At 63.5% G+C, this 19126-nt stretch carries 19 protein-coding genes; 9 read left to right on the top strand and 10 right to left on the bottom strand.

Features of this window, described 5'->3' with window-relative positions:
• The first annotated feature begins 79 nt into the window (after window positions 1-79).
• Both RTCK_RS19980 and RTCK_RS19975 read left to right on the top strand, forming a co-directional pair.
• Window positions 80-604 carry a gluconokinase gene (locus RTCK_RS19980; protein WP_142594157.1) on the top strand — a complete coding sequence of 175 codons (525 nt, stop codon included), beginning with the start codon at window positions 80-82 and terminating at the stop codon, window positions 602-604.
• 182 nt (window positions 605-786) lie between these two features.
• Window positions 787-1452: a TetR/AcrR family transcriptional regulator gene (locus RTCK_RS19975; protein ID WP_142521739.1), complete on the top strand. Its 666-nt coding sequence runs from the start codon at window positions 787-789 to the stop codon at window positions 1450-1452.
• Here the strand turns inward: RTCK_RS19975 and RTCK_RS19970 are convergent.
• From RTCK_RS19970 to RTCK_RS19960, 3 genes are all read right to left on the bottom strand, one after another.
• Window positions 1449-2747, bottom strand: coding sequence for an NAD(P)/FAD-dependent oxidoreductase (locus RTCK_RS19970; RefSeq protein WP_142594156.1), 1299 nt, complete (start codon window positions 2745-2747; stop codon window positions 1449-1451). The genes RTCK_RS19975 and RTCK_RS19970 overlap by 4 nt on opposite strands.
• A gap of 1 nt (window position 2748) precedes the next feature.
• Window positions 2749-4107 carry a glutamine synthetase family protein gene (locus RTCK_RS19965; RefSeq protein ID WP_142594155.1) on the bottom strand — a complete coding sequence of 453 codons (1359 nt, stop codon included), beginning with the start codon at window positions 4105-4107 and terminating at the stop codon, window positions 2749-2751.
• Between the two features lie 177 nt (window positions 4108-4284).
• Window positions 4285-5532, bottom strand: coding sequence for an NAD(P)/FAD-dependent oxidoreductase (locus RTCK_RS19960; RefSeq protein ID WP_142594154.1), 1248 nt, complete (start codon window positions 5530-5532; stop codon window positions 4285-4287).
• A gap of 181 nt (window positions 5533-5713) precedes the next feature.
• Here RTCK_RS19960 and RTCK_RS19955 point away from each other — a divergent pair, with 181 nt between their 5' ends.
• Both RTCK_RS19955 and RTCK_RS21075 read left to right on the top strand, forming a co-directional pair.
• The gene (locus tag RTCK_RS19955; RefSeq protein ID WP_142594153.1) at window positions 5714-7150 is read left to right on the top strand and encodes a phosphomannomutase; all 1437 of its coding nucleotides are present in this window, start codon (window positions 5714-5716) and stop codon (window positions 7148-7150) included.
• Window positions 7151-7229: 79 nt separating this feature from the next.
• Window positions 7230-7361, top strand: coding sequence for a hypothetical protein (locus tag RTCK_RS21075; RefSeq protein ID WP_268963154.1), 132 nt, complete (start codon window positions 7230-7232; stop codon window positions 7359-7361).
• Here the strand turns inward: RTCK_RS21075 and RTCK_RS19950 are convergent.
• From RTCK_RS19950 to RTCK_RS19940, 3 genes are read right to left on the bottom strand one after another with little or no spacing between them, the layout of a single operon-like run.
• On the bottom strand, window positions 7355-7549 hold the full coding sequence (locus RTCK_RS19950) for a hypothetical protein (protein WP_142594152.1): 195 nt from the start codon (window positions 7547-7549) through the stop codon (window positions 7355-7357). The two genes, RTCK_RS21075 and RTCK_RS19950, sit on opposite strands and share 7 nt — an antisense overlap.
• The gene (locus RTCK_RS19945; RefSeq protein ID WP_185928076.1) at window positions 7549-7722 is read right to left on the bottom strand and encodes a hypothetical protein; all 174 of its coding nucleotides are present in this window, start codon (window positions 7720-7722) and stop codon (window positions 7549-7551) included. Before RTCK_RS19945 ends, RTCK_RS19950 begins: the two co-directional genes overlap by 1 nt.
• Window positions 7723-7733: 11 nt before the next feature.
• A complete protein-coding gene (locus RTCK_RS19940; protein WP_142594151.1) occupies window positions 7734-8615 on the bottom strand; it encodes an MBL fold metallo-hydrolase in 882 nt (293 codons plus the stop codon).
• Window positions 8616-8798: 183 nt separating this feature from the next.
• Between RTCK_RS19940 and malQ the strand changes: the two genes are divergently transcribed.
• Window positions 8799-10664: a 4-alpha-glucanotransferase gene (gene malQ / locus RTCK_RS19935; RefSeq protein ID WP_142594150.1), complete on the top strand. Its 1866-nt coding sequence runs from the start codon at window positions 8799-8801 to the stop codon at window positions 10662-10664.
• A 77-nt stretch (window positions 10665-10741) separates the two neighbouring features.
• Here the strand turns inward: malQ and RTCK_RS19930 are convergent, their stop codons facing one another.
• The 3 genes from RTCK_RS19930 to RTCK_RS19920 are packed head-to-tail and all read right to left on the bottom strand — an operon-like array spanning window position 10742 to window position 15468.
• Window positions 10742-11884: an osmoprotectant NAGGN system M42 family peptidase gene (locus RTCK_RS19930; RefSeq protein ID WP_142594149.1), complete on the bottom strand. Its 1143-nt coding sequence runs from the start codon at window positions 11882-11884 to the stop codon at window positions 10742-10744.
• A gap of 3 nt (window positions 11885-11887) precedes the next feature.
• A complete protein-coding gene (ngg, locus tag RTCK_RS19925; protein WP_142594148.1) occupies window positions 11888-13690 on the bottom strand; it encodes an N-acetylglutaminylglutamine synthetase in 1803 nt (600 codons plus the stop codon).
• A gap of 2 nt (window positions 13691-13692) precedes the next feature.
• A complete protein-coding gene (locus RTCK_RS19920) occupies window positions 13693-15468 on the bottom strand; it encodes an N-acetylglutaminylglutamine amidotransferase (RefSeq protein ID WP_142594147.1) in 1776 nt (591 codons plus the stop codon).
• Window positions 15469-15613: 145 nt separating this feature from the next.
• Between RTCK_RS19920 and RTCK_RS19915 the strand changes: the two genes are divergently transcribed.
• On the top strand, window positions 15614-16036 hold the full coding sequence (locus RTCK_RS19915) for a MarR family winged helix-turn-helix transcriptional regulator (RefSeq protein WP_235988773.1): 423 nt from the start codon (window positions 15614-15616) through the stop codon (window positions 16034-16036).
• An 81-nt stretch (window positions 16037-16117) separates the two neighbouring features.
• Here the strand turns inward: RTCK_RS19915 and RTCK_RS19910 are convergent, their stop codons facing one another.
• Window positions 16118-16792, bottom strand: a complete 675-nt coding sequence (locus RTCK_RS19910) for a LuxR C-terminal-related transcriptional regulator (protein ID WP_142521728.1) — start codon at window positions 16790-16792, stop codon at window positions 16118-16120.
• A 474-nt stretch (window positions 16793-17266) separates the two neighbouring features.
• Between RTCK_RS19910 and RTCK_RS19905 the strand changes: the two genes are divergently transcribed.
• From RTCK_RS19905 to RTCK_RS19895, 3 genes are all read left to right on the top strand, one after another.
• Window positions 17267-17491 carry a hypothetical protein gene (locus RTCK_RS19905; RefSeq protein ID WP_142521727.1) on the top strand — a complete coding sequence of 75 codons (225 nt, stop codon included), beginning with the start codon at window positions 17267-17269 and terminating at the stop codon, window positions 17489-17491.
• A 161-nt stretch (window positions 17492-17652) separates the two neighbouring features.
• A complete protein-coding gene (locus tag RTCK_RS19900) occupies window positions 17653-18294 on the top strand; it encodes a YrbL family protein (protein ID WP_185928074.1) in 642 nt (213 codons plus the stop codon).
• A 75-nt stretch (window positions 18295-18369) separates the two neighbouring features.
• Window positions 18370-19125, top strand: a complete 756-nt coding sequence (locus RTCK_RS19895) for a glycosyltransferase family 25 protein (protein ID WP_235988772.1) — start codon at window positions 18370-18372, stop codon at window positions 19123-19125.
• Window position 19126 lies beyond the last annotated feature (1 nt).

The raw sequence follows: 19126 nt of genomic DNA, 5'->3' as shown, positions 1-19126 counted from the left end.
CCTGTGAAAAGCGGGTGGCCGGGCTTGTGGAAGCCGAAAGACAGGGATAGCTGGCTGAACAGCAGCAAGGAAACCAGTTATGACCATCCGAACACCCTCAGCCATCATCGTCATGGGCGTCAGCGGCGCCGGCAAGTCCTCCATCGGCGAAATGCTCTCCCGCCGGCTGGACTGCGATTTCGTCGAAGGCGACCGGCTCCATCCGGCCGCCAACGTCGAGAAGATGGCCAAAGGGATTCCGTTGACGGACGAGGACCGGTGGCCGTGGCTCGATCTCGTCGGTCAGGAATTGGCAGACGCAGTCTCCGCCGGAAAGACGCTTGTGCTTTCGTGCTCCGCGCTCAAGCGCGTCTATCGCGAGCGGTTGCGGAAGGCCGCGGGCGGAAGACTCTATTTCGTCTTCCTGAAGGGATCGCCGCAGCTCCTGGAGGTGCGGATGGGGGAACGGACGGGCCATTTCATGCCCTTGTCGCTTTTGCACAGCCAACTCGCCACACTGGAAACGCCGGAGGGCGAAGAAGGGGTCGTAACCGTCGATATCGATGCGACCCTGGATGAGATCGTCGCGGCGGCCGAATCCGGTCTCCGGGAACTGGCCCTCTGAGCGGTCGGGGCACATTTCCGGTAGAATTTCTTTAGATACGAAAATGATCATGCAAATTTCATTTGCATGATCTAAATCACGCAGGCTCCATACTCGCATGTACCGTCGGATGCGTTTTCATGCGCAGCGATGGAAGAACGATGCTTTGCATCGAAGACGTGTGCGAAGGAGAGATGTTGCGAATGTCTGACGCCGGTCAGGATGGAACGCGGGCGCTTCTGCGGCGTGTTCCGAAGCAGGAGCGTAGCCGCGAGCGTATCGACGAGATACTGAAGGTCTCGATGGATCTGATCGGCCGCAAAGGTATCGATGCCGTGACGATGAAGGAGATCGCCTCTCTGTCCGGAGGCCCGATCGCATCCGTCTACCAGTATTTCCCCAACAAATCGGCGATTCTCGCCACGCTTTACCAGCGCTACGCGGACAGCGTGATGGAACTGGTGGAAGCCTCGGCAACGAACGTGCAGACGCCGGAGGATGCCTTCGATGCGATCGACCGTCTGGTGGACCTCTACTACCAGCGGATAAGGGGCAATCCGGCCATCCAGGATCTCCTGAACGCCACGCAAGCCGACAAGGCGCTCGCCCTTCTCGATATCGAGGGGTCAAGGCTGCACAGCAGGATCTTTGCCGAGGCGGTCTGCCCCTTGATGGATCCGGACCGGTGCGAGGAGTTCCAGAGAACCGTCTTCCTCATGTTCCAGCTCGCCGGCTCGGCCGTTCGCCTTGCGCTTCTCGTGGATGAGGAGGAAGGCCGGTGTATCCTGTCCGACTTCAAGTTGGCGTCCAAGGTCCAACTGCGGAGGTTCCTGCCGGATCGCCAGGGGGCTGGCCGGCCGTCCTCCTAGAGCCCGATTTTGTCCCTCAGCCCGTACCACCAGGCTCCCAATACCGTCAGCGGCACCCGGAAGGTCTTGCCGCCGGGGAAGGGGAGGTTCGGCAGGGATGACCACACGTCGAACCGCTCGGCATGCCCCGCCACGGCCTCGCCAAGGATCTTGCCGAGCAGATGGGTGGTCGTCACGCCATGGCCGCTGTCGCCGTGCGAGAAATAGATGCGATCGGAAAGCCCGCCCATGTGGGGAATGCGGGTGAGGGTGAGGGCGAAGTTGCCGCCCCATGCATAGTCGATCCGTACGTCCCTGAGCTGCGGAAACGTCTTCAGCATGTTCGGGCGGATCGCCCCGGTGAGATCCTTGGGATCGTGGCCGCCGTAGCCGATGCCGCCGCCGTAGAGCAGCCGGTTGTCCGAGGTCCGGCGATAGTAGTCGAGGATGTAGTTGGCGTCCTCGACGCAGTAGTTCGCCGGGAGCAGGGACTCGATCAGGTCGGCATCCAGCGGCTCCGTCGCCATCACCTGGCTTGAGACCGGCATCATGCGGCCGTGAATTTCAGGCAGAAGAGGTGAGAGGTAGGCATTGCCGCAGACGAGCACGTAATCTGCGCGCACTGATCCCGCCGCGGTCCGGACGAGTGGACGCGGGCCTGGCTCAACGGCAGTCACCCGCGACAGTTCGAAGATCCGGCCGCCAAGCGACTCGACAGCGGCGGCCTCGCCCAGCACCAGGTTGAGCGGGTGGATGTGCCCCCCGAGCCGGTCGATCATGCCGCCCACATAGCGGTCGGTCTTCACGTAGCGGCCGACCTCGTGCCGGCTCACCATCTCCAGCCCCGTATGGCCGTGCTTCTCCCAATGCGCCTTGTGCGCCTCCATCTCGCGCACCTGCTTCTCGGTAAAGGCTGCGAAGAAGCCGCCATGCACGAGGTCACAGGCGATCGGATACTTCTCCACCCTCGACCGGATGATCTCACCGCCTTCCAGAGACATCGCGCCGAGCTTCACGGCCTTATCGTGACCGTAGCGGCCGGCAATCGTCTGCAGGTCGCGGCTATAGCCGTTGACGATCTGGCCGCCATTGCGCCCGGAAGCGCCGAAGCCGATCCGCTCCGCCTCCAGGACGACGACCTTATAGCCCCGCTCGCCGAGTTCGAGCGCCGCCGAAATGCCGGTGAATCCGGCGCCGATGACGCAGACATCCGCCTCGATCTCGCCCTCCAGCCGCGGTCGTACCCGCTTGTCGTTGGCCGAGGCCGCGTACCAGGAGTTCGTGTGGCCGGGATTGTCGCTCGTCTTGTAGGTCATGTCACACCGTCCGGATGTAGGCGTCGTATTCGACATCGGTGACGCGAAGGGAGAACTCGCCGATTTCCTGTTGCTTGCAGGCCGTGTAGAGGGCGCGGTACTTGGGCCCGAGCGTGGCATAGGCGAAGGTGGACTTGGCAAACTGCTGGAGCGCATAGTCCCAATTGGTGGGGAGCGGCTCGTGGCTTACCGCATGCTCGTCGCCGGTGATCGCACCGCCGGGATTCAGTTTCTCGCGGATGCCGCTCAGCGCGGCATTGAGGATCATAGCCAGCACGAGGTAGGGATTGGTGTCGGCACCCGCCACCCGATGCTCGATCCGGGTCGCCGGCTTGCTGGCGGTGATGACGCGTACGGCCGCCGAACGGTTGTCGAAGCCCCAGGACGCATAGGTCGGCGCATGCTCGCTGGGCCGCAGCCGCCGGTAGGAATTGGCATGCGGTGCGAAGACGGCCATGCTCTCCCCCATGTTCTCCAGGAGCCCGCCGACGGAGTGAAAGAGCATTTCGGAAGGGCCATCGGCACCGGCGTAGACATTGGTGCCGCTCTCGTCGATCAGCGAGAAGTGCACATGCATGCCGCTTCCCGCCTGCGTGCCGTAGGGCTTGGCCATGAAGGTCGCGTCGAGATCGTTGGCCCGCGCCACGCCCTTGACCACCCGCTTGAGCAGCACCGCATAGTCGGCCGCCTTCAGCGCGTCCGCAACATGGTTGAGGTTGATCTCGTATTGTCCTGGCCCGTTTTCCCGCAGCGTCGTGTCGGCGGGTATGCCTTGCGCGCGTGCAGCCGAGGCGATGCCATGAAACACCTCCTCGAAATCCTGCAGTTCGGAGATCGACAGCACCTGGGTCTGGCCGGTGTGCCACCGGCCGTCGCGCGAGTTCGGCGGGCGGACCGGGTCGAGGGCGGAGCGAACCGGATCGATGAGGTAGAATTCCAGCTCCGTCGCCACCACCGGGGTCAGCCCGAGCTTGGTGAACCCCTTGAGGACGTTGGCGAGGATCTGCCGCGGATCGCCGTAGAAGCCTTGCCCGTCAGGGTCCTGCATGCCGAGCAGCACCTGGGCCGTGGGCCGGTTGAGCCAGGTAACGCGCGACAGCGTGCCGGGGATCGGCATGCAGATGCCGTCCGGATCGCCGGTGCCTTCGGCGAGGCCGGCGGCGGTGACGTCACGGCCCCACACGTCCAGCGCATAGACCGAACGCGGCATTGCCATGCCTTTGGACAGGACGTCGAGCGCCCGCTCGCGGGGTATCCATTTTCCGCGAGGCACGCCGTTGACGTCGATGACGAAGGCCTCGAGCACTTCGATGTCGGGATTGCTCTCGAAGAAGGCCTGTGCGGAGATTAGATCATGCATGCAACACCAGATGACTGTTTCGCCGATGGCGCCGGAGCGCCCGCGCCTCGAAGGACGCTAACGGTGAACAGTGCTGGCGTTGTAGATCAGATAGCGGATCATGCCCCTGTTGGTGGCCCGCGATACGGGCCACGCTTCCCCTTTTTCTGAAACTCTAGCCGCAATCCGCAATGAATGCTAGGCGCCGAAACGCTCCGGCCGGTAGGCGGAAATGTCGATCAGCGTCTTCTCGCCGGTGATGGCTTCGGCGATGACCTGACCGGTGACGGGCCCGAGCGTCAGGCCGTGATGCGCATGTCCGAAGGCGAACCACAAGCCCTTGTGGCGCGGCGCCTCACCGATCACCGGCATCATGTCCGGCGTGCAGGGGCGGGCGCCCATCCAGGGTTCCGCATCCAGCCGGCCGCCGAGCGGGAAGATCGAGCGTGCCACGGCCTCGGCCCGGTCCAGTTGCACCGGCGTCTTAGGGGCGTCGCGCAGGGCGAATTCGGCACCCGTCGTCAGGCGGATACCCTGGTTCATCGGGGCGAGGAAATAGCCGCGCTCGGCGTCCATCGTCCAGCCGTTCAGCTTCGCATTGCCCTTCGGCGCGTAGTGCATGTGATAGCCACGCTTGACGCCGACGAGGAAGCGGTAGCCGAGCGGCTTCGTCACCGTGTCCGACCACGGTCCGAGCGCCACCACGACATCCTTCGCCTCGACCGTGCCGTCGCCGGCAACCACCCGCCATCCGGTGGAGGTCTGCGACAGGCTCTTCGCATCACCCTTGAGGACACGGCCGCCGAGCTTTTCGAACAGCCGGACATAGGCCATGGTCAGCGCATGGGGATCCCGGACCGACCACGGATCGGCCCATTTCAGGCCGCCGACGAAATCGCCGCTGATGTTCGGCTCCTGCTGCGCGATGTCGGCAGGCGTCAGCTCCTGGAAGGTGACGCCGTATTCCTGGCGCAACCGCGCCGCCTCCTTCAACTCGCCGTCCCGCTTGGCCGAGGTTCTGAACAGTTCCGTCCAGCCCTCCTTGGCGATCAAGTCCTGTGCTCCGGCTTCCTCGATCAGTTCGTTGTGGGTGGAGATCGAATGCTCGATCAGCGGTGCATAGGCGCGTGCGATCAACTGGTGCCGCGTCAGGTTGGAATGCCACCAGTACTTCGCGAGGAAGGAGGTGACGGAGGGGATGGCGCGCCAGTGGTAGTGCGCGTCGATCCGATTGTTGAGCGCGTAGCGGAGAATGAGCCCGAACTGTTGCGGAAATCCGTAGGGAACCACGCCCTCTCGCTGAATAAGGCCGGCGTTTCCGTAGGAGGTTTCCTCGCCCGGCCCCCGCCGGTCCACGAGAACAACCGACTTGCCGCGGCGTGCGAGTTGTAGCGCCGTGGAAACCCCGATAATGCCTGCGCCGAGGACGATTGCATCCGCTGTCATGTCTGCACTTTCACTCCTGATACCGATGGAGCCGAACATGCCGAGGACGATGCTGCGGCGCAATTGAAAAATCGTCACGGGCGGCAGATAGTCCGACGCCGCAAGCGGCGGCAGCTTGCCGGGCTCCGGCGGGACGAATACACATGGCGTCAAGTGTGTGAGAGGCGGCTGGAGGCGGCGTATGAAATTCGGAACGAGCGGTTTGCGGGGCCTGTCGGTGGACCTGATGGGACCAGCGTCGGCGACCTATGCCGGGGCATTCGGACGCTACCTGCTGGAGAGCGGTCGAGCTTCGGAGGGTGCAACCATCCTTCTCGGGCGTGATTTCCGCGATTCCAGTCCGCGGATCGCCGAAAACTGCGCGGCGGCACTCGCTGCCTTGGGATTTCAGGTACAGGATTGTGGCACCGTCCCCACGCCGGCGCTTGCGCTTTACGGCCTTCGGCAAGGCGCGGCATCCCTGATGGTGACCGGCTCCCATATCCCCGCCGACCGCAATGGCATCAAGTTCTATCGTCCTGATGGCGAGATCGACAAGGAGGACGAGCAGGCGATCGGCGCTCTGGCCGGAGCCGCGGATGTCGGATCTGCGCCCGCGCCCCTTCCTGCCAGCGGCTTTCCTGATCGCTCGCAGGAATGCCGCGACCAGTTTCTGGCACGCAATTCCTCCCTTCTGCCGAAGGATGCCCTGAAAGGGCTGCGGATAGGCGTGTACCAGCACAGCACGGTGGCCCGCGACCTCTTGGTCGATGTCCTGCAGTTCTATGGAGCGGACGTCCTGCCGCTCGGTCGGTCCGACACCTTCATTCCTGTGGATACGGAGGCCGTTTCTCCCGACGCTATCGCGCTGTTGCAGGGCTGGGCGGCCGAGCACCGCCTCGACGCACTGGTCTCGGCCGATGGCGACGGCGACCGGCCCTTGGTCGCGGACGAGACGGGAAACCCGTTGAGAGGGGATCTGCTGGGGCTGATCGCGGCGAGGTTTCTCCGTGCAGGCGTTGTCGTCACGCCGGTAACCTCGAATTCCGGGATCGAGAAGGCAGGCTCGTTTCAGGTTGTCAGGACGAAGGTCGGCTCTCCCTATGTTATCGCCGGCATGCAGGATGCCGTCGCGCGCGGCGAAGAGGGGGTAATGGGGTTCGAGGCCAACGGAGGCGTTCTGACTGCGTCGGAATTCCGTGCGGAGGGTCAGGTTCTTCGCCCGCTGCCGACGCGGGACTGCTTCCTTCCCATATTGGCCGTCCTGGCGCTTCGTGCGGAACGCCGGCAACGGCTTTCCGAGATAGCCTCTTCCTTCGCTCTTCCCGTCGCCGCCGCCGACCGCCTCGAGAACTTCGCGACGGAGACGAGTTCGGCGCTGATGGCGTATTTGCGGGCGGACCCGGCAAATGTAGCGGAGTTCCTTGTACCCATAGGGCGTCCCGAAGCGATGTCCGATATCGATGGGCTGCGGATAACCTTGCGCGACGGCCGGATCATCCACTTCAGGCCGTCCGGCAATGCACCGGAAATGCGCTGTTACGTGGAGGCGGAGACCGAAGCCTCCGCGGGATCACTGCTGAGGTCGGGTCTTGAGCGGATAAGGCACTGGGCGTCGGAGCAGCAGATCGCTCCTTAGCCGGTTGCGCATGTCGCAGCGCGGAAAGACGGAACTTTCGCAACCGGCGCTGGTTGGTCCGCTGAAGAAGGAGAGGACCATGAACTTGCGTTACCTGCTGATCGGCCTCGTCGTCATCCTTATTGCGGTGGTTTTCTTCGCCTCGCGGCCCTTCCAGGCAACCACCTCCGATGACCCCGGCCAAACGTCTCCGCATGCTATCGATCAGTAGGCCGGAGCATCATCCGGCTTGGGCCGATCGCTCCCTCCGGTCTTTCCGGTTGAGGTTTCGCGGGACGCGTTGCCGAGGCCGGCGCCACCCCTCCCCACCGTTCCGGGCGGCTTCCCCGCCCCGACTGCGCCCGCAAGTTCCGTTCGTTCCCGGTCCGATCCGTCCTTGTCGGATGTCTCATCGGTCATCATGGTCCTCCTGATACCGTGCCTGCGATGGCCGCTGCCAGGGCGGTGAGGTCGATCCGTCCGTGGGCTTCCAGCCCCGATGCCGTCACGGTCACGTCAAGCTCCTGCGGCCTTTCCTCCGCCTGGCGCTTCAGTTCGGTTCGGACGGCTTCCTCGATCTTTTCCTCCAGCATCGGAGACTCCTTCATCGATAGGCATTGTTTTCGGCGTTCCCCGGCGTCGCCGGATCATGGTCGTAACGGCCGCCTTCGGGAACCGCGGTGTCGCGGAAGGCATCTGCGAGCTCGCTTAGCTTAGCCTGCATACGCTCACCGCGAACCGGTCGGCCGTGGCCTGAAATGATCAGGTTGGGACGCAGCTCCGCCAGCATCTTCACGGATCGCTCCGCCGCCTCCCAATCCGGCGTCAGATAGCGCGGGGGACCGTGCATTTCGGGCCTCTGGGTCATGACGGCATAGGCGGATTCCTGGGCCGTGGTAACGACTGCATCGCCAGCGATGAGGATGCGGTCTTCTTCCTGCCACAGTGACACATGCCCCGGCGTATGCCCCGGTGTGTGAAGCCACTTCCAGCCCGGCATGAACGGCACGCTCTGGTCCGGCGGCAGGCTCTTCAGCCGCGAGCTGACGTCGACGGGCGAGCGTGGAAACAGCGGCGACAGCAGCGCCATCGCCCCACCGCCCACCCACGGATCCGCCGGGGGATAAGCTGCTTGGCCATTGAGGTAGGGAAACTCCAGGGGGTGTGCGTAGACCGGGACGTCCCAGTGCTTCGAAAGATATTCCACCGAGCCCGCATGGTCGAAATGTGCGTGAGTCATGATGATGGCGGTCGGCCGGCTATCGGTGCCGAAACGGGCGGCGGCGCAGGAGAGGATGGCGTCGTGCGACGTCGGCAGCCCGGTGTCGATCAGCACCCAGCCGCTGCCCCCCGGCGCGCCATGGAATATCACGTTGACGATGGAGAGCTTCCGATAGGCGAGGAGCGGCGCAAATGCCCTGATGCCATCATGCCCCTCATCTACAGGGGCGAGGTCGTCATCACCGAGCGCGAGTTGTTCCGTCATCATATTCTCCCTGTAAGGCCGGTAGCCCCGCAACCAGAACCTCGGCTAAATGTTCCTGGCGCATGGGCGGGATCGGCATCCCTGGTCCATCTGCGGGCGAACCATGCCGGCCTGCCCTGCCGGATGCGCGCCGGAACATTTCCCGACAGTTCAAGTTCATCGGATGCAGAAGGGTGAGGACCGATGAGCAGCAAGCCGGAGACCGATACGTCAAATTTCGATGAGATCGCCGCTCTTCATGGAATTCCCGCCACTTATGAGGACCTGCAGGGCCAAGTGCGCGAGGTGCCGGTGTCAACCCGCAGGCGCATGTTGAAGGCTCTCGGCGTGAATGAACTGTCATCCGCCGGAGTGTCTCCGCCGCAAATGGAAATTGGCGAGAACAGCAGATGCTATCTTCCTCGCTTCCTCGAAGAGGAGCGTGTGTGGGGCATATCGCTCCAGCTCTACGAACTGCGGTCTTCGCGCAACTGGGGCATCGGCGATTTCGCGGACCTGAAGGTGGTTTGCGAGGTGGCAGGAGCGGCAGGGGCGGATTTCGTCGGCCTCAGCCCGCTCCACGCGCTCTTCCTTGCCGAGCCCTCGCGCTGCAGCCCCTATTCCCCCTCCAATCGGAAGTTTCTCAATCCCTTGTATATCGCGGTCGACCATTTGCCGGGATTCGACGAGGCGTGGGTCGACCGGGAACTCCTGGCTGGGCTTCGGATGTCCGGAACGATCGACTATGAGGGAGTGACCACCCTCAAGCTTTCGGTGCTGCGGAAGATCTGGTCACGCTTCAGGGAAGGCGACGCTCGTACGGACGAGCACGAGGATTTCGCGCAGTTCTGCATCGCGCGCGGAGATGAACTGCACAAGCATGCCCTGTTCGATGCAATCGCACTAGAGCTTGCCGCTCGCCGAACTCGCGCTGGCGGATGGCCGGATTGGCCGGAGGAGTATCGAACGCAGGATAGCGAGGCTGTCAGGTGCTTCGAGTGGGAGCGCCGGGACGAGGTAGACTTCCATTGCTGGCTGCAATGGGTTGCCTCGAAGCAGTTGGCTAACGCCGCCGATCACGCCCGCGCAAGCGGCCTGCGGATCGGTCTCTATTTCGACTTCGCTGTCGGCGAGGCGCCCGACGGCTCCTCTACCTGGAGCCGGCCGGACCTGGTCCTGCCGGGCCTGAGGGTTGGTGCTCCGCCGGACATGTTCAGCACGTCCGGCCAGGATTGGAGCCTTACCGCCTTGTCCCCGAAGGCCCTGCAGGCGCAGGACATGGTGCCCTATGACGAACTCCTGGATGCGTCGATGCGGTATTCCGGCGCTCTTCGCATCGATCATGCGATGGGGCTGTGGCAGCTCTTCCTGCTGCCCGAGGGTGAGACGCCAGCTGTGGGAGGTTATCTGCGTTATCCGTTCGAGGAGATGGTCGGCACGCTCGCGAAGGTCAGCCACCGGCGGAAGACGATCGTCATCGGCGAGGACCTCGGCAACGTTCCCACCGGGTTCCGGGAGGTTATGGAAGAAGCCGGCATACTCGGTTACCGCGTCTTCTATTTCGAGCCGATCGAAGACGGGATCTTCGATGTCTCGCGGGTTCTCGGCATGTCGCTCGCCTGCCTGTCGACCCATGACCTTCCGCCGCTGATCGGCTGGTGGAGGGGTGACGATATCCTTCTGGCGGAGGAGTTCGCCCTGACGGACCGGGCGGGAGCGGCAGTCTCGATGCAGGAGCGCCAGGAGCGGCGTTCGGCCTTCATGCGGGCGGTTCGGGAAGCCGGCCTGGTCGATGATCCGGTGGGAAGTCTGTCCGAACCGTCGGTGGCCATCTCGGAAGAAGTGTTCATCGCCCTGCATCGGCTCCTTGCCCGCACCCCGAGCCGGATGGTGGCGGTGCGTCTTGCCGATCTGGCCGGCGAAGATCGGGCAACGAACGTGCCTGGGACATCCGACGCCTACCCGAACTGGCAGTTGAAACTGCGCCTTCCGATCGAGGAACTAGCCGGCAGTTCCCTCTTCACCCGCATCGTGGATGCAGTTGCCTTCGAGCGGCCAAAAAGGGTGTAGGCGAGAGCAGTCGGTACCTTTGAAGCCTGTGCTGCACGGGCGCCTTCACAGAAATTCCCCTGGACCTCTTCGTCCGATCAAGCCGGGTCCGCTGGCGGCGGATTGCTCGCCTCCTCCGTCGGCTGGTGCGTGAAGCCTTCGACGCCGGAGATTTCGCGGGCATCCCTTGTGATCTCGACCCGGCTGATCGCGAAGGTGGCGACGAGGCGGGCGACTGCTGTCAATGCGCTTGCATGGATGCGCTCGTACCCGTGCGAAGCGTCTATGCCGAACGTGGCGAGCGCGGTACGCACGTCGTGGCCCGCTTCGATGGCGGAGGCCGAATCCGACCGATAGTAGCGGAAGATGTCCTTCTGGAACGGAATGCCCTCCGATCGGCAGAGATCCACGAGCTTCTTGGTGAGATGATAGTCGAACGGTCCCGACTGGTCAGCCATCGCGATGGTCACCCCGAACTCGGAGGAGTTCTGGCCCGGAGCGGTCGTGCCGTTGTCGATGGTGAGCATCGAAGCCACATCGTGCGTCAGGATCGACGAAGCTCCGACGCCGACCTCCTCGGCGATAGTGAAGAGCCAGTGCGTGTCCACGGGGGTCACGGCGCCCGCCCTCTCCAGTGCTTCGATCGCTGCAAGCGTGATCGCGACTCCCGCCTTGTCGTCGAGGTGGCGGGAGTTGATGAAGCCGTTCTCCAGGAATTCCGGACTGGGATCGACGGCCACGATGTCGCCGATGTCGATGCCCAGCGAAAGCGTCTCCGCGCGCGACGCCGTCACGGCATCAATCCGAAGCTCCACATGGGGCCAGCCGACCGGCAGCGTGTCCACCTCCTCGTTGAACGTATGCCCGGATGCCTTGAGCGGCAGGATCGTGCCGCGGAAACTCCCTGTGCCGCTGAAGATGGTCACTCTGGCGCCCTCGGCAAACCGGGCCGACCAATGTCCGATCGGCACCAGTTCCAGTCGCCCGTTCTCGTTCACGGCCTTTACCTGAGCCCCGAGTGTGTCGAGGTGCGAGACCATGGCTCGGGCACCCTGCCGCCGGCTTCCCTGGCGGATGGCGCGGATGGCGCCGCGCCGCGTCAGTTCCGGCTGCAGGCCCAGCCGCTCCAACTCGCCGGAGCAATAGTGGACGATCTCGTCCGTATAGCCTGTGGGGCTCGGGATCGACAGCAGCGTCTTCAACTGGCGGGTCAGGTAGGTTTCGTCGATGTGGATGGTCATTGTCTACATCTTGCCGAGGGCGAGGTTTGCCGCGCGATGGCCCGAAGTGGGAAACAGCAGGTCGAGAAACCGTTCCGCCGTCGGTTGGGGCTCGTGATTGGCCAACCCCGGTCGCTCGTTCGCTTCTATGAAGACATAGTCCGGCTCGGTGGCGCTGCGGACCATGAAGTCGATCCCGACCACCGGTATGTTGATCGCACGTGCAGCCGTGATCGCGGCTTCGACCAGCTTCGGATGAACGATCCCCGTAACATCGTGAATGGAGCCGCCGGTGTGGAGATTGGCCGCCTTCCTCACCATGACCTCCCGGCCGTTCTCCAGAACGCTGTCCAGCGTCAGGCCGTCGAGCTTCAGGCAGCGCTCGGTCTCGGCATCGATGGGTATCGTGCTTTCACCGCCGGTGGCAGCGGCGCGCCGCCGCGACAGGGCCTGGATAAGATCGCGCACCGTCCGCTTCCCGTCGCCGATCACATGGGGTGGGCGGCGAACGGCCGCCGCGACGAGCTTGAAGTCGATGACGACGAGGCGAAGGTCTTCTCCCTCGAAACAGGCCTCGACCAGGACCCGGTCGCAGACCTCCCGTGCTTCCGCAATCGCCCGCTTCGCGGCGCCAAGCTCATCGATCCCGACCGCCACGGCACGGCCCTGCTCGCCGCGCGCAGGCTTGACTACCACGCGACCATGCTTCTCGAGGAAAGCCGGGAGCAGCGTCTCGTCGTCCGTGGCTGTCATCTGCTCCGGAACGACGAGCCCTGCGCGCTCGACGACGCGTCGCGTCACCGCCTTGTCGTCGCAGATGGACATGGCGACACCGGACGTGAGCTCCGACAGGCTTTCGCGGCAGTGGACGGAACGGCCTCCCTGGGTCAGGCGGAAGAAGCCGCCCTCCGCATCGGTGATGTCCACGTGGATCCCGCGCCGGCGCGCCTCATCGACGATCAGCCGTGCATAGGGGTTGAGGACATCGTATTCCTCCAGAGGGTTGGCATAGAGCCGCTCGTTGATCGAGTTCTTCCGCTTCACCGCAAAGGCGGTGATGCGCCGGAAGTGGAGCTTCTCGTAGAGCCCTATCGCCTGCTCGTTGTCGTGCAGGACCGACAGGTCCATGAAGGCCGCCCCTCTCGCCTTGAAATGCTCGCCAAGCCGCCTCACCAGGGCCTCGCCGATCCCCGCATGGCGGGCCTGCGGATCGACGGCCAGACACCACAGGGATGATCCCCGCTCGGTATCGTTGAAGGCACGGCGATGGTCGACGCCGGTGACGGTTCCGATGACTTCGCCTGTCGTGTCGTCTTCCGCCACGAGGTAGGTGATGGATCGATTGTCCCGGTTGGACCAGAAGAAGTCCGGGCGCACCGGCACCATTCCTCTGGAGGCATAGATGCGATTGACGGCATCGGCATCCACTTCGGAAGAAAGGCGGCGCACGAAGAAGCCCCGCGGCTGCCGGCGCCCGCTGCGGTAGGTCGCCAGATCGAGCCTATAGGTGTGGGACGGGTCCAGGAACAGTTCCTGCGGCGCCGCCGCCAGGACGACATGCGGGTCGGCCACGTAGACCGCGATATCCCGCCGGTCGGGGGCCTCCTCGCGAAGGGCCGAAACGAGCTGTGCCGGGTCCTTGAACGTCTGGGCGAAGAGGAGGCGCCCCCATCCGCAATCCACCTGCGCGCCTTCCTCGGCGGGGTCCGCTCCATCGGTCTGAGGCAATCCCCTGGAATAGTCTGCCCGCTGGCGCTTCAGGCGGTGGGCCACGGCCTTGGCTGCGCGGAAACGGCTCGTCTTTTCGTCCGTCGTCGTCTTCGCCATCGTCATACCCCCTGCGTCTGCAGCCAGATTTCAAGAAGCCCGACCTGCCACAATTCCGATCCCCTGAGGGGCGTGATGTGGTCCGAAGGGTTCTGGAACAGTTGCGCGAGGTATTCCTGCCGGAAGATGCCGCGCTCCCTGGCCGCTTGCGAGGTGAGGGCGTCGCGCACCATGTCGAGGTAGGGCCCGTCCACGTATTTCAACTGGGGAACGGGGAAATAGCCCTTCTTGCGGTCGATCACCTCCGCGGGAACGACGAGCCGGGCCGCATCCTTCAGGACACCCTTGCCGCCGTCGCGCAGCTTCTCCTCCGGCGGAATCTTTGCGGCCAGTTCCACCAGCTCGTGGTCCAGGAACGGCACGCGAGCCTCCAGGCCCCAGGCCATGGTCATGTTGTCGACGCGCTTGACCGGATCGTCCACGAGCATGACCTGGCTGTCCAGCCGGAGCGCCGCGTCCACCGGCGTCTCGGCGCCGGGTGCCTGCAGATGCCGGTCCACGAACTCCAGGCTGACATCGCTGCCCGTCAGCCATTCCGGGTTCAGTTGCTTCGACAGCGTCCCATGGGACCGGTCGAAGAAGACTTTCGCGTAGTCGCGGGTGACGTCGTTGGACCGAGCAAGCGGCGGATACCAGTGATAGCCCCCGAACACCTCGTCGGCACCCTGGCCCGACTGGACCACCCGGATGTGCTTGGACACCTCCTGGGCAAGCAGGTAGAAGCCGGCATTGTCGTAGGAGACCATCGGCTCGGACATCGCGGCGAAAACGCCCGGCAGGGTTTCGAGCAGTCGCTCCGACGGGACGAAGATCTGGTGATGGTCCGTGCCGAAGCGCTTGGCGACGATGTCGGAGTATACGAATTCGTCGCCCGTCTCGCCATTCGCCGATTCGAAGCCGACCGAGAATGTCATCAGGTCCTTCTGCCCCATCTCCGCAAGGAGGCCGACGATCAGGCTGGAATCCACGCCACCGGAAAGAAGGACGCCGACGGGCACGTCGGCAACCATGCGGCGCCGGACGGCCGTCCGAAGAGCATCCAGTACGAGATCCCGCCACTCCGTGGAGGATAGGTTTCCCATCGCGGGATCCCTCCGGTAGGAGGGGTTCCAGTAGAGCCTGTCCGTCTCCCGCCCATCGGGTTCGATGACGCGAATGGTGGCCGGCGGCAGCTTCGTCACACCGTTGACGATCGTGTGCGGCGGCGGCACCACCGCATGAAAGGTCATGTAGTGATGAAGCGCGATCCTGTTGATCGAGGTGTCGACATCGCCGCTCTTCAGAAGAGCCGGAAGGAAGGAGGCGAACCGGATCGCATTGCCTACCTTGGCCAGGTAGAGAGGCTTGATCCCGAAGCGATCCCGCGCCATCACGACGCGGCCGCTGTCGCGCTCGTGAATGACGAAGGCGAACATTCCGTGGAAGCGCGTGACGCAGTCTGTTCCCCAGGCATGCCATGCCTTGAGGATGACTTCGGTATCGCCGTGCGAGAAGAACCGGTAGCCCTTGCCCTCCAGTTCCGCCCGAAGTTCCGGATAATTGTAGATGCAGCCATTGAAGGCAATGGTGAGGCCGAGTTCCGCGTCGACCATCGGCTGACGCGCTTTCTCCGAAAGATCGATGATCGACAGCCGCCGGTGCCCTAGGGCCGCATTCCCATGGATGACGAGGCCCGAGCCGTCAGGTCCTCTCGGCGCTATCGCCTCCATCATCCTGGCTTGAGCCAGGGGAGAGGGTTGTGCTCCATCGAAACGTACTTCACCACAGATACCACACACGGTTTCTATCGATCCCTTCTTCTCACTTGATTGCGCTGATTTTGTTCTACATCTAATAGTTAGAGTTCAAATGGATTGGGTCAAGGCAGTGGGCACTTTCGCAAACGAGGTTGGTGAGCAAAGGTTGCAGACGTCGGAGGTGCGGATGATCGAGAAGGCTGTACGCAGAATCGTGCGTGCGCATGACCTGCAGTCACGCGCCTTGGCCAAGAAATGCGGCCTGACGTCGGCCCAGCTCGTCCTGATGAAAGGCATCGTGGAACTCGGCCAGGTCACGTCCGCCACCCTCTCGGTCTATGCAGACATCAGTCCGGCAACCACCGTGACGATCCTGGACAACTTGGAGGAGCGCGGACTGATCGAGCGATATCGGTCCGCGATCGATCGCAGGATCGTGCATACCCGGTTGACGGAGGAGGGGGCGGCGCTGGTATTGCGTGCTCCGGAGCCCGTCGCCGAACTCTTCCTCGACAATCTTGGGCGGCTGACTGCCGACGAGCGGAGGCGGCTTTCCGAAGCCGCGGCACGTCTGGCGGAGCTGATGTCCGTTCCCGGCTCGGGCGGCTAACGATCGGCGCAACGGCCCGGATGCCGCCTGAAAGGCTTGCTCCTCTCAGAGGCAACGGCTCTCAGCCCGCGGCGCAATGGATCAGATCGCGTTCGTGCCCGGCTCCTCCGCCGGGACGGACGACGTCACCATGGCCTCGCGTGCGGCAAGCGCGGCTTCCGTGCGGTTGGTTACCTTCAGCTTGGCGAAGATGCGCGTCATGTGATGCTTCACCGTCTTCTCATGCAGATCGAGCGCGTTGGCGATGCGCTTGTTGCTGAGGCCGGAGGCGACGAGGCTGAGGACTTCGAATTCGCGCGGGGTCAACCGCTCCAGCGGGCTCCTGCGCATCTGCCCCGCTGCAGCCGCCGCCGGCGCGGTCGCCGGAAGTTCGGGCCGGACGGGATGCTCCCCCGCAGCTACGGTCCTGAGCACTTCGACCAGTTCCTCCGAACTGATGGCTTTCGGCACATATCCCGTGGCACCGTGCCGGAGAGCCTCCGCGATGTCCTCGTTCGCCTCGGCTGCGGCCATCATGATGATCTTGGTTCTCGGCAGCCGGGCCAGCACGCTCGGGACGACCACCGAACTGTTCTCCGGCATCGCGATGTCGATCAGCATCACATCCGGACGAATCTCTTCTGCGATCGCGATCGCCTCTTTGCCCGATCCTCCCGCTGCGACGACGTGGAACCCGGGCCAATCCCCCAGACTGCGGATTACGCCCTCCCGAAACAGCGGATGGGTATCGATGACCGCTATGCGGATGACTGTCATGTTGCCTGCTCCACTTCACATCCTCGAAGGTGCCCGACGAGAATTGGCTCCGGCCAGAAAGATGCCGCAGCCTCGATCGATCCCGCGACGTTTGCTCCGGACAAAGTACCGCGCGCGGAATCAGGAGTGATCCTTCGTCAGCTAGTTCGACGAAAATGCGGTCGACGCCGAACCGCCGACATCGGTCGGTCCCCAATCATCCCGCGAAAGAACAGCTAGCGCCCTCCGTCCGGATCGGTAGGGGGGAGGTGTGCGGTTCGTCCCTTTGCGGTGCCGGTTTCGTTAGCGCCAAGGATGTGTATCGGTCAGCATCGCTCTTTTCCGGCCTGTTTCAGGACATTGTGCCGGAGGAGGTTTCAGCCTGTGTCGGGCCGTCGCACCCGAAACCCCGTATTGTCATTCCGGTCCGTGGTGGACGTCCGGGCGGCAGCACCCATATTTCCCGATGTTTCCCGCGAAAACAGGAGGCTATCCATGACGATCACGAAAGGCGAGATCAGGCAGGTGCTTGGTCCGGTAGGAGATACGCTTGCCGCGGAAATTGCGTCGACCGGCGCGACGGTCCAGGAGCTGACGGAAGCGTGGGGCTGGATCAACAGCGACGAGGCGATGATGAAGGAAGGAAGGCCTCTCCCAGGCCCGCGCGTGGCGGAACTCGTGGCCCTCCTGGAGCCGGAGCAGGACGACGACGGCCCATGATTGCCGGCTCGCCGTCGGCCGGTCGCGGCGAGACCTTGAATTTCGTCGTAAAACCGTCATGAAGGGCAAGCGACAGGTTTCGTCCTCATTCTGTTCCGCCCATGTGGCGGCGTCGAAAATCGGAACCTGTCCTCCCACGAGACGTCCGGCGGAGCATCTTTATGATCCATCTGAAAGACACTGCGCCTGTTGCCGCCGGCAACAACGCTGCTGTGTATAGGCATCCTCAAGACAGATCGGTTCTGGTGAAAGTCGTGCGGCCCGAAGCGATGGAGCGCTACAAGGCCCGCTGGGATTTTCTGCGCGGGCGTCGCCGTCGTTTCTTCCATCTCAAGAACTTCATGCGGGTTTTCGAGGAGCAGGTGGCCATGTACGCTGTCGAGGGACATGCGTCCGCACATCTGGAGGAGGTGATCGGACTGGTCGGCACGGACATGGGGCCCGGACTTGTGGTGCGCTGCGAGACCTACAGGGGAGAGATCGCACCGACTCTGGCGAACCTCGTAGCGTCCCGCCGGTTCGACAGGAGAATGCTCTCGCTGCTGGATGACTTTTTTACCTGGCTTGAACAAAGTCCGATCGTGGCCAGCGATCTCAGTTTCCGCAATCTGGTCCTCTCTGACCGTCTCGACAACGAGCCCCGGATCGTATTGATCGATGGTTATGGAGAAAATGCAGCGATACCGTTGAAGAGTTGGTCGCAGTCGCTTAATCGCTACGACAAGCGTCGAAAGGCCGACAAGCTTCGGGCCCGCCTGCGGGCGGCGGCCGATCCGGCAGAAACGCCATCGATCAATACCTGACCGTAGCCGAGAATGGTCGGGTGAATCAGGAATGGCGACATTGCCTGCATCCGACAAAGTTTTTGATGAGCTCCGATGACCAGCGCCGATGACGCCCCGATGAAAATATACGCGATCAACATGGATCGTTCGCGCGATCGTTGGGACGAACTCTGCCGGGAAGCGGCAGATCTGGGGATCGAACTGCAGCGGGTCGAGGCGCTCGACGGCGCGACGGTAGACGAGAAGGATCGCGTCGATTGGGATGAGCCGTTGTTCAAGCGCAACACCGGGCGCTGGATGCTGCCGGGCGAGTATGGCTGCTACCGGAGCCACATCAAGGCTTTGTCCACGTTCGTGGACAGCGGCCTGCAATCGGCAATCATCATAGAAGATGACATACGCCTGGTCGCGGACTTGCCGAAGCGGGCCGCTGCGGCACTCGCGGCGGTGCCGCAGGCAGACGTGATCAAATTCTTCAACCACCGGATGGTGGGCTTCAGGCGCTATGCGTCGAGCGAATACGGCGACAATGTTGGCCGTGCCATTCATGGTCCGATGGGTTCCGCCGCGTGCTATCTCGTCACGCGTCCCGGCGCCGTCAAGCTGCTCGGGCGCATGAGGGTCATGGAATATCCCTACGATATCGCCCTGGAACGCGGTTGGGCGACCGGAACCGAAGTCTTTACCGTGGAGCAGGACGTCGTAAGGTCGAAACGGCCTCCCAGCACGATTGCCAGCCGTGCCGTCTACCGGACGAAGAAATTCGTCTGGTGGAAGCGTTTCCCGACCCATTTTATCCGGGCGCGGGATTATCTCGACAGGCTTTTCTACGCGCTTCGGAGGCCCTGAC

Origin of the sequence: Pseudorhizobium endolithicum, from assembly GCF_902153245.2 — a bacterium.
GTDB lineage: Bacteria > Pseudomonadota > Alphaproteobacteria > Rhizobiales > Rhizobiaceae > Neorhizobium > Neorhizobium endolithicum.
The sequence above is the reverse complement of the archived record's forward strand: the minus strand, read 5'-3'. Positions and strand labels throughout refer to the sequence as shown.

Coding starts and splice junctions, on each gene's coding strand:
- RTCK_RS19980 (WP_142594157.1), top strand. CDS start 80: ATGACCATCCGAACACCCTCAGCCATCATCGTCATGGGCGTCAGCGGC.
- RTCK_RS19975 (WP_142521739.1), top strand. CDS start 787: ATGTCTGACGCCGGTCAGGATGGAACGCGGGCGCTTCTGCGGCGTGTT.
- RTCK_RS19970 (WP_142594156.1), bottom strand. CDS start 2,747: ATGACCTACAAGACGAGCGACAATCCCGGCCACACGAACTCCTGGTAC.
- RTCK_RS19965 (WP_142594155.1), bottom strand. CDS start 4,107: ATGCATGATCTAATCTCCGCACAGGCCTTCTTCGAGAGCAATCCCGAC.
- RTCK_RS19960 (WP_142594154.1), bottom strand. CDS start 5,532: ATGACAGCGGATGCAATCGTCCTCGGCGCAGGCATTATCGGGGTTTCC.
- RTCK_RS19955 (WP_142594153.1), top strand. CDS start 5,714: ATGAAATTCGGAACGAGCGGTTTGCGGGGCCTGTCGGTGGACCTGATG.
- RTCK_RS21075 (WP_268963154.1), top strand. CDS start 7,230: ATGAACTTGCGTTACCTGCTGATCGGCCTCGTCGTCATCCTTATTGCG.
- RTCK_RS19950 (WP_142594152.1), bottom strand. CDS start 7,549: ATGACCGATGAGACATCCGACAAGGACGGATCGGACCGGGAACGAACG.
- RTCK_RS19945 (WP_185928076.1), bottom strand. CDS start 7,722: ATGCTGGAGGAAAAGATCGAGGAAGCCGTCCGAACCGAACTGAAGCGC.
- RTCK_RS19940 (WP_142594151.1), bottom strand. CDS start 8,615: ATGACGGAACAACTCGCGCTCGGTGATGACGACCTCGCCCCTGTAGAT.
- malQ (WP_142594150.1), top strand. CDS start 8,799: ATGAGCAGCAAGCCGGAGACCGATACGTCAAATTTCGATGAGATCGCC.
- RTCK_RS19930 (WP_142594149.1), bottom strand. CDS start 11,884: ATGACCATCCACATCGACGAAACCTACCTGACCCGCCAGTTGAAGACG.
- ngg (WP_142594148.1), bottom strand. CDS start 13,690: ATGGCGAAGACGACGACGGACGAAAAGACGAGCCGTTTCCGCGCAGCC.
- RTCK_RS19915 (WP_235988773.1), top strand. CDS start 15,614: ATGATCGAGAAGGCTGTACGCAGAATCGTGCGTGCGCATGACCTGCAG.
- RTCK_RS19910 (WP_142521728.1), bottom strand. CDS start 16,792: ATGACAGTCATCCGCATAGCGGTCATCGATACCCATCCGCTGTTTCGG.
- RTCK_RS19905 (WP_142521727.1), top strand. CDS start 17,267: ATGACGATCACGAAAGGCGAGATCAGGCAGGTGCTTGGTCCGGTAGGA.
- RTCK_RS19900 (WP_185928074.1), top strand. CDS start 17,653: ATGATCCATCTGAAAGACACTGCGCCTGTTGCCGCCGGCAACAACGCT.
- RTCK_RS19895 (WP_235988772.1), top strand. CDS start 18,370: ATGACCAGCGCCGATGACGCCCCGATGAAAATATACGCGATCAACATG.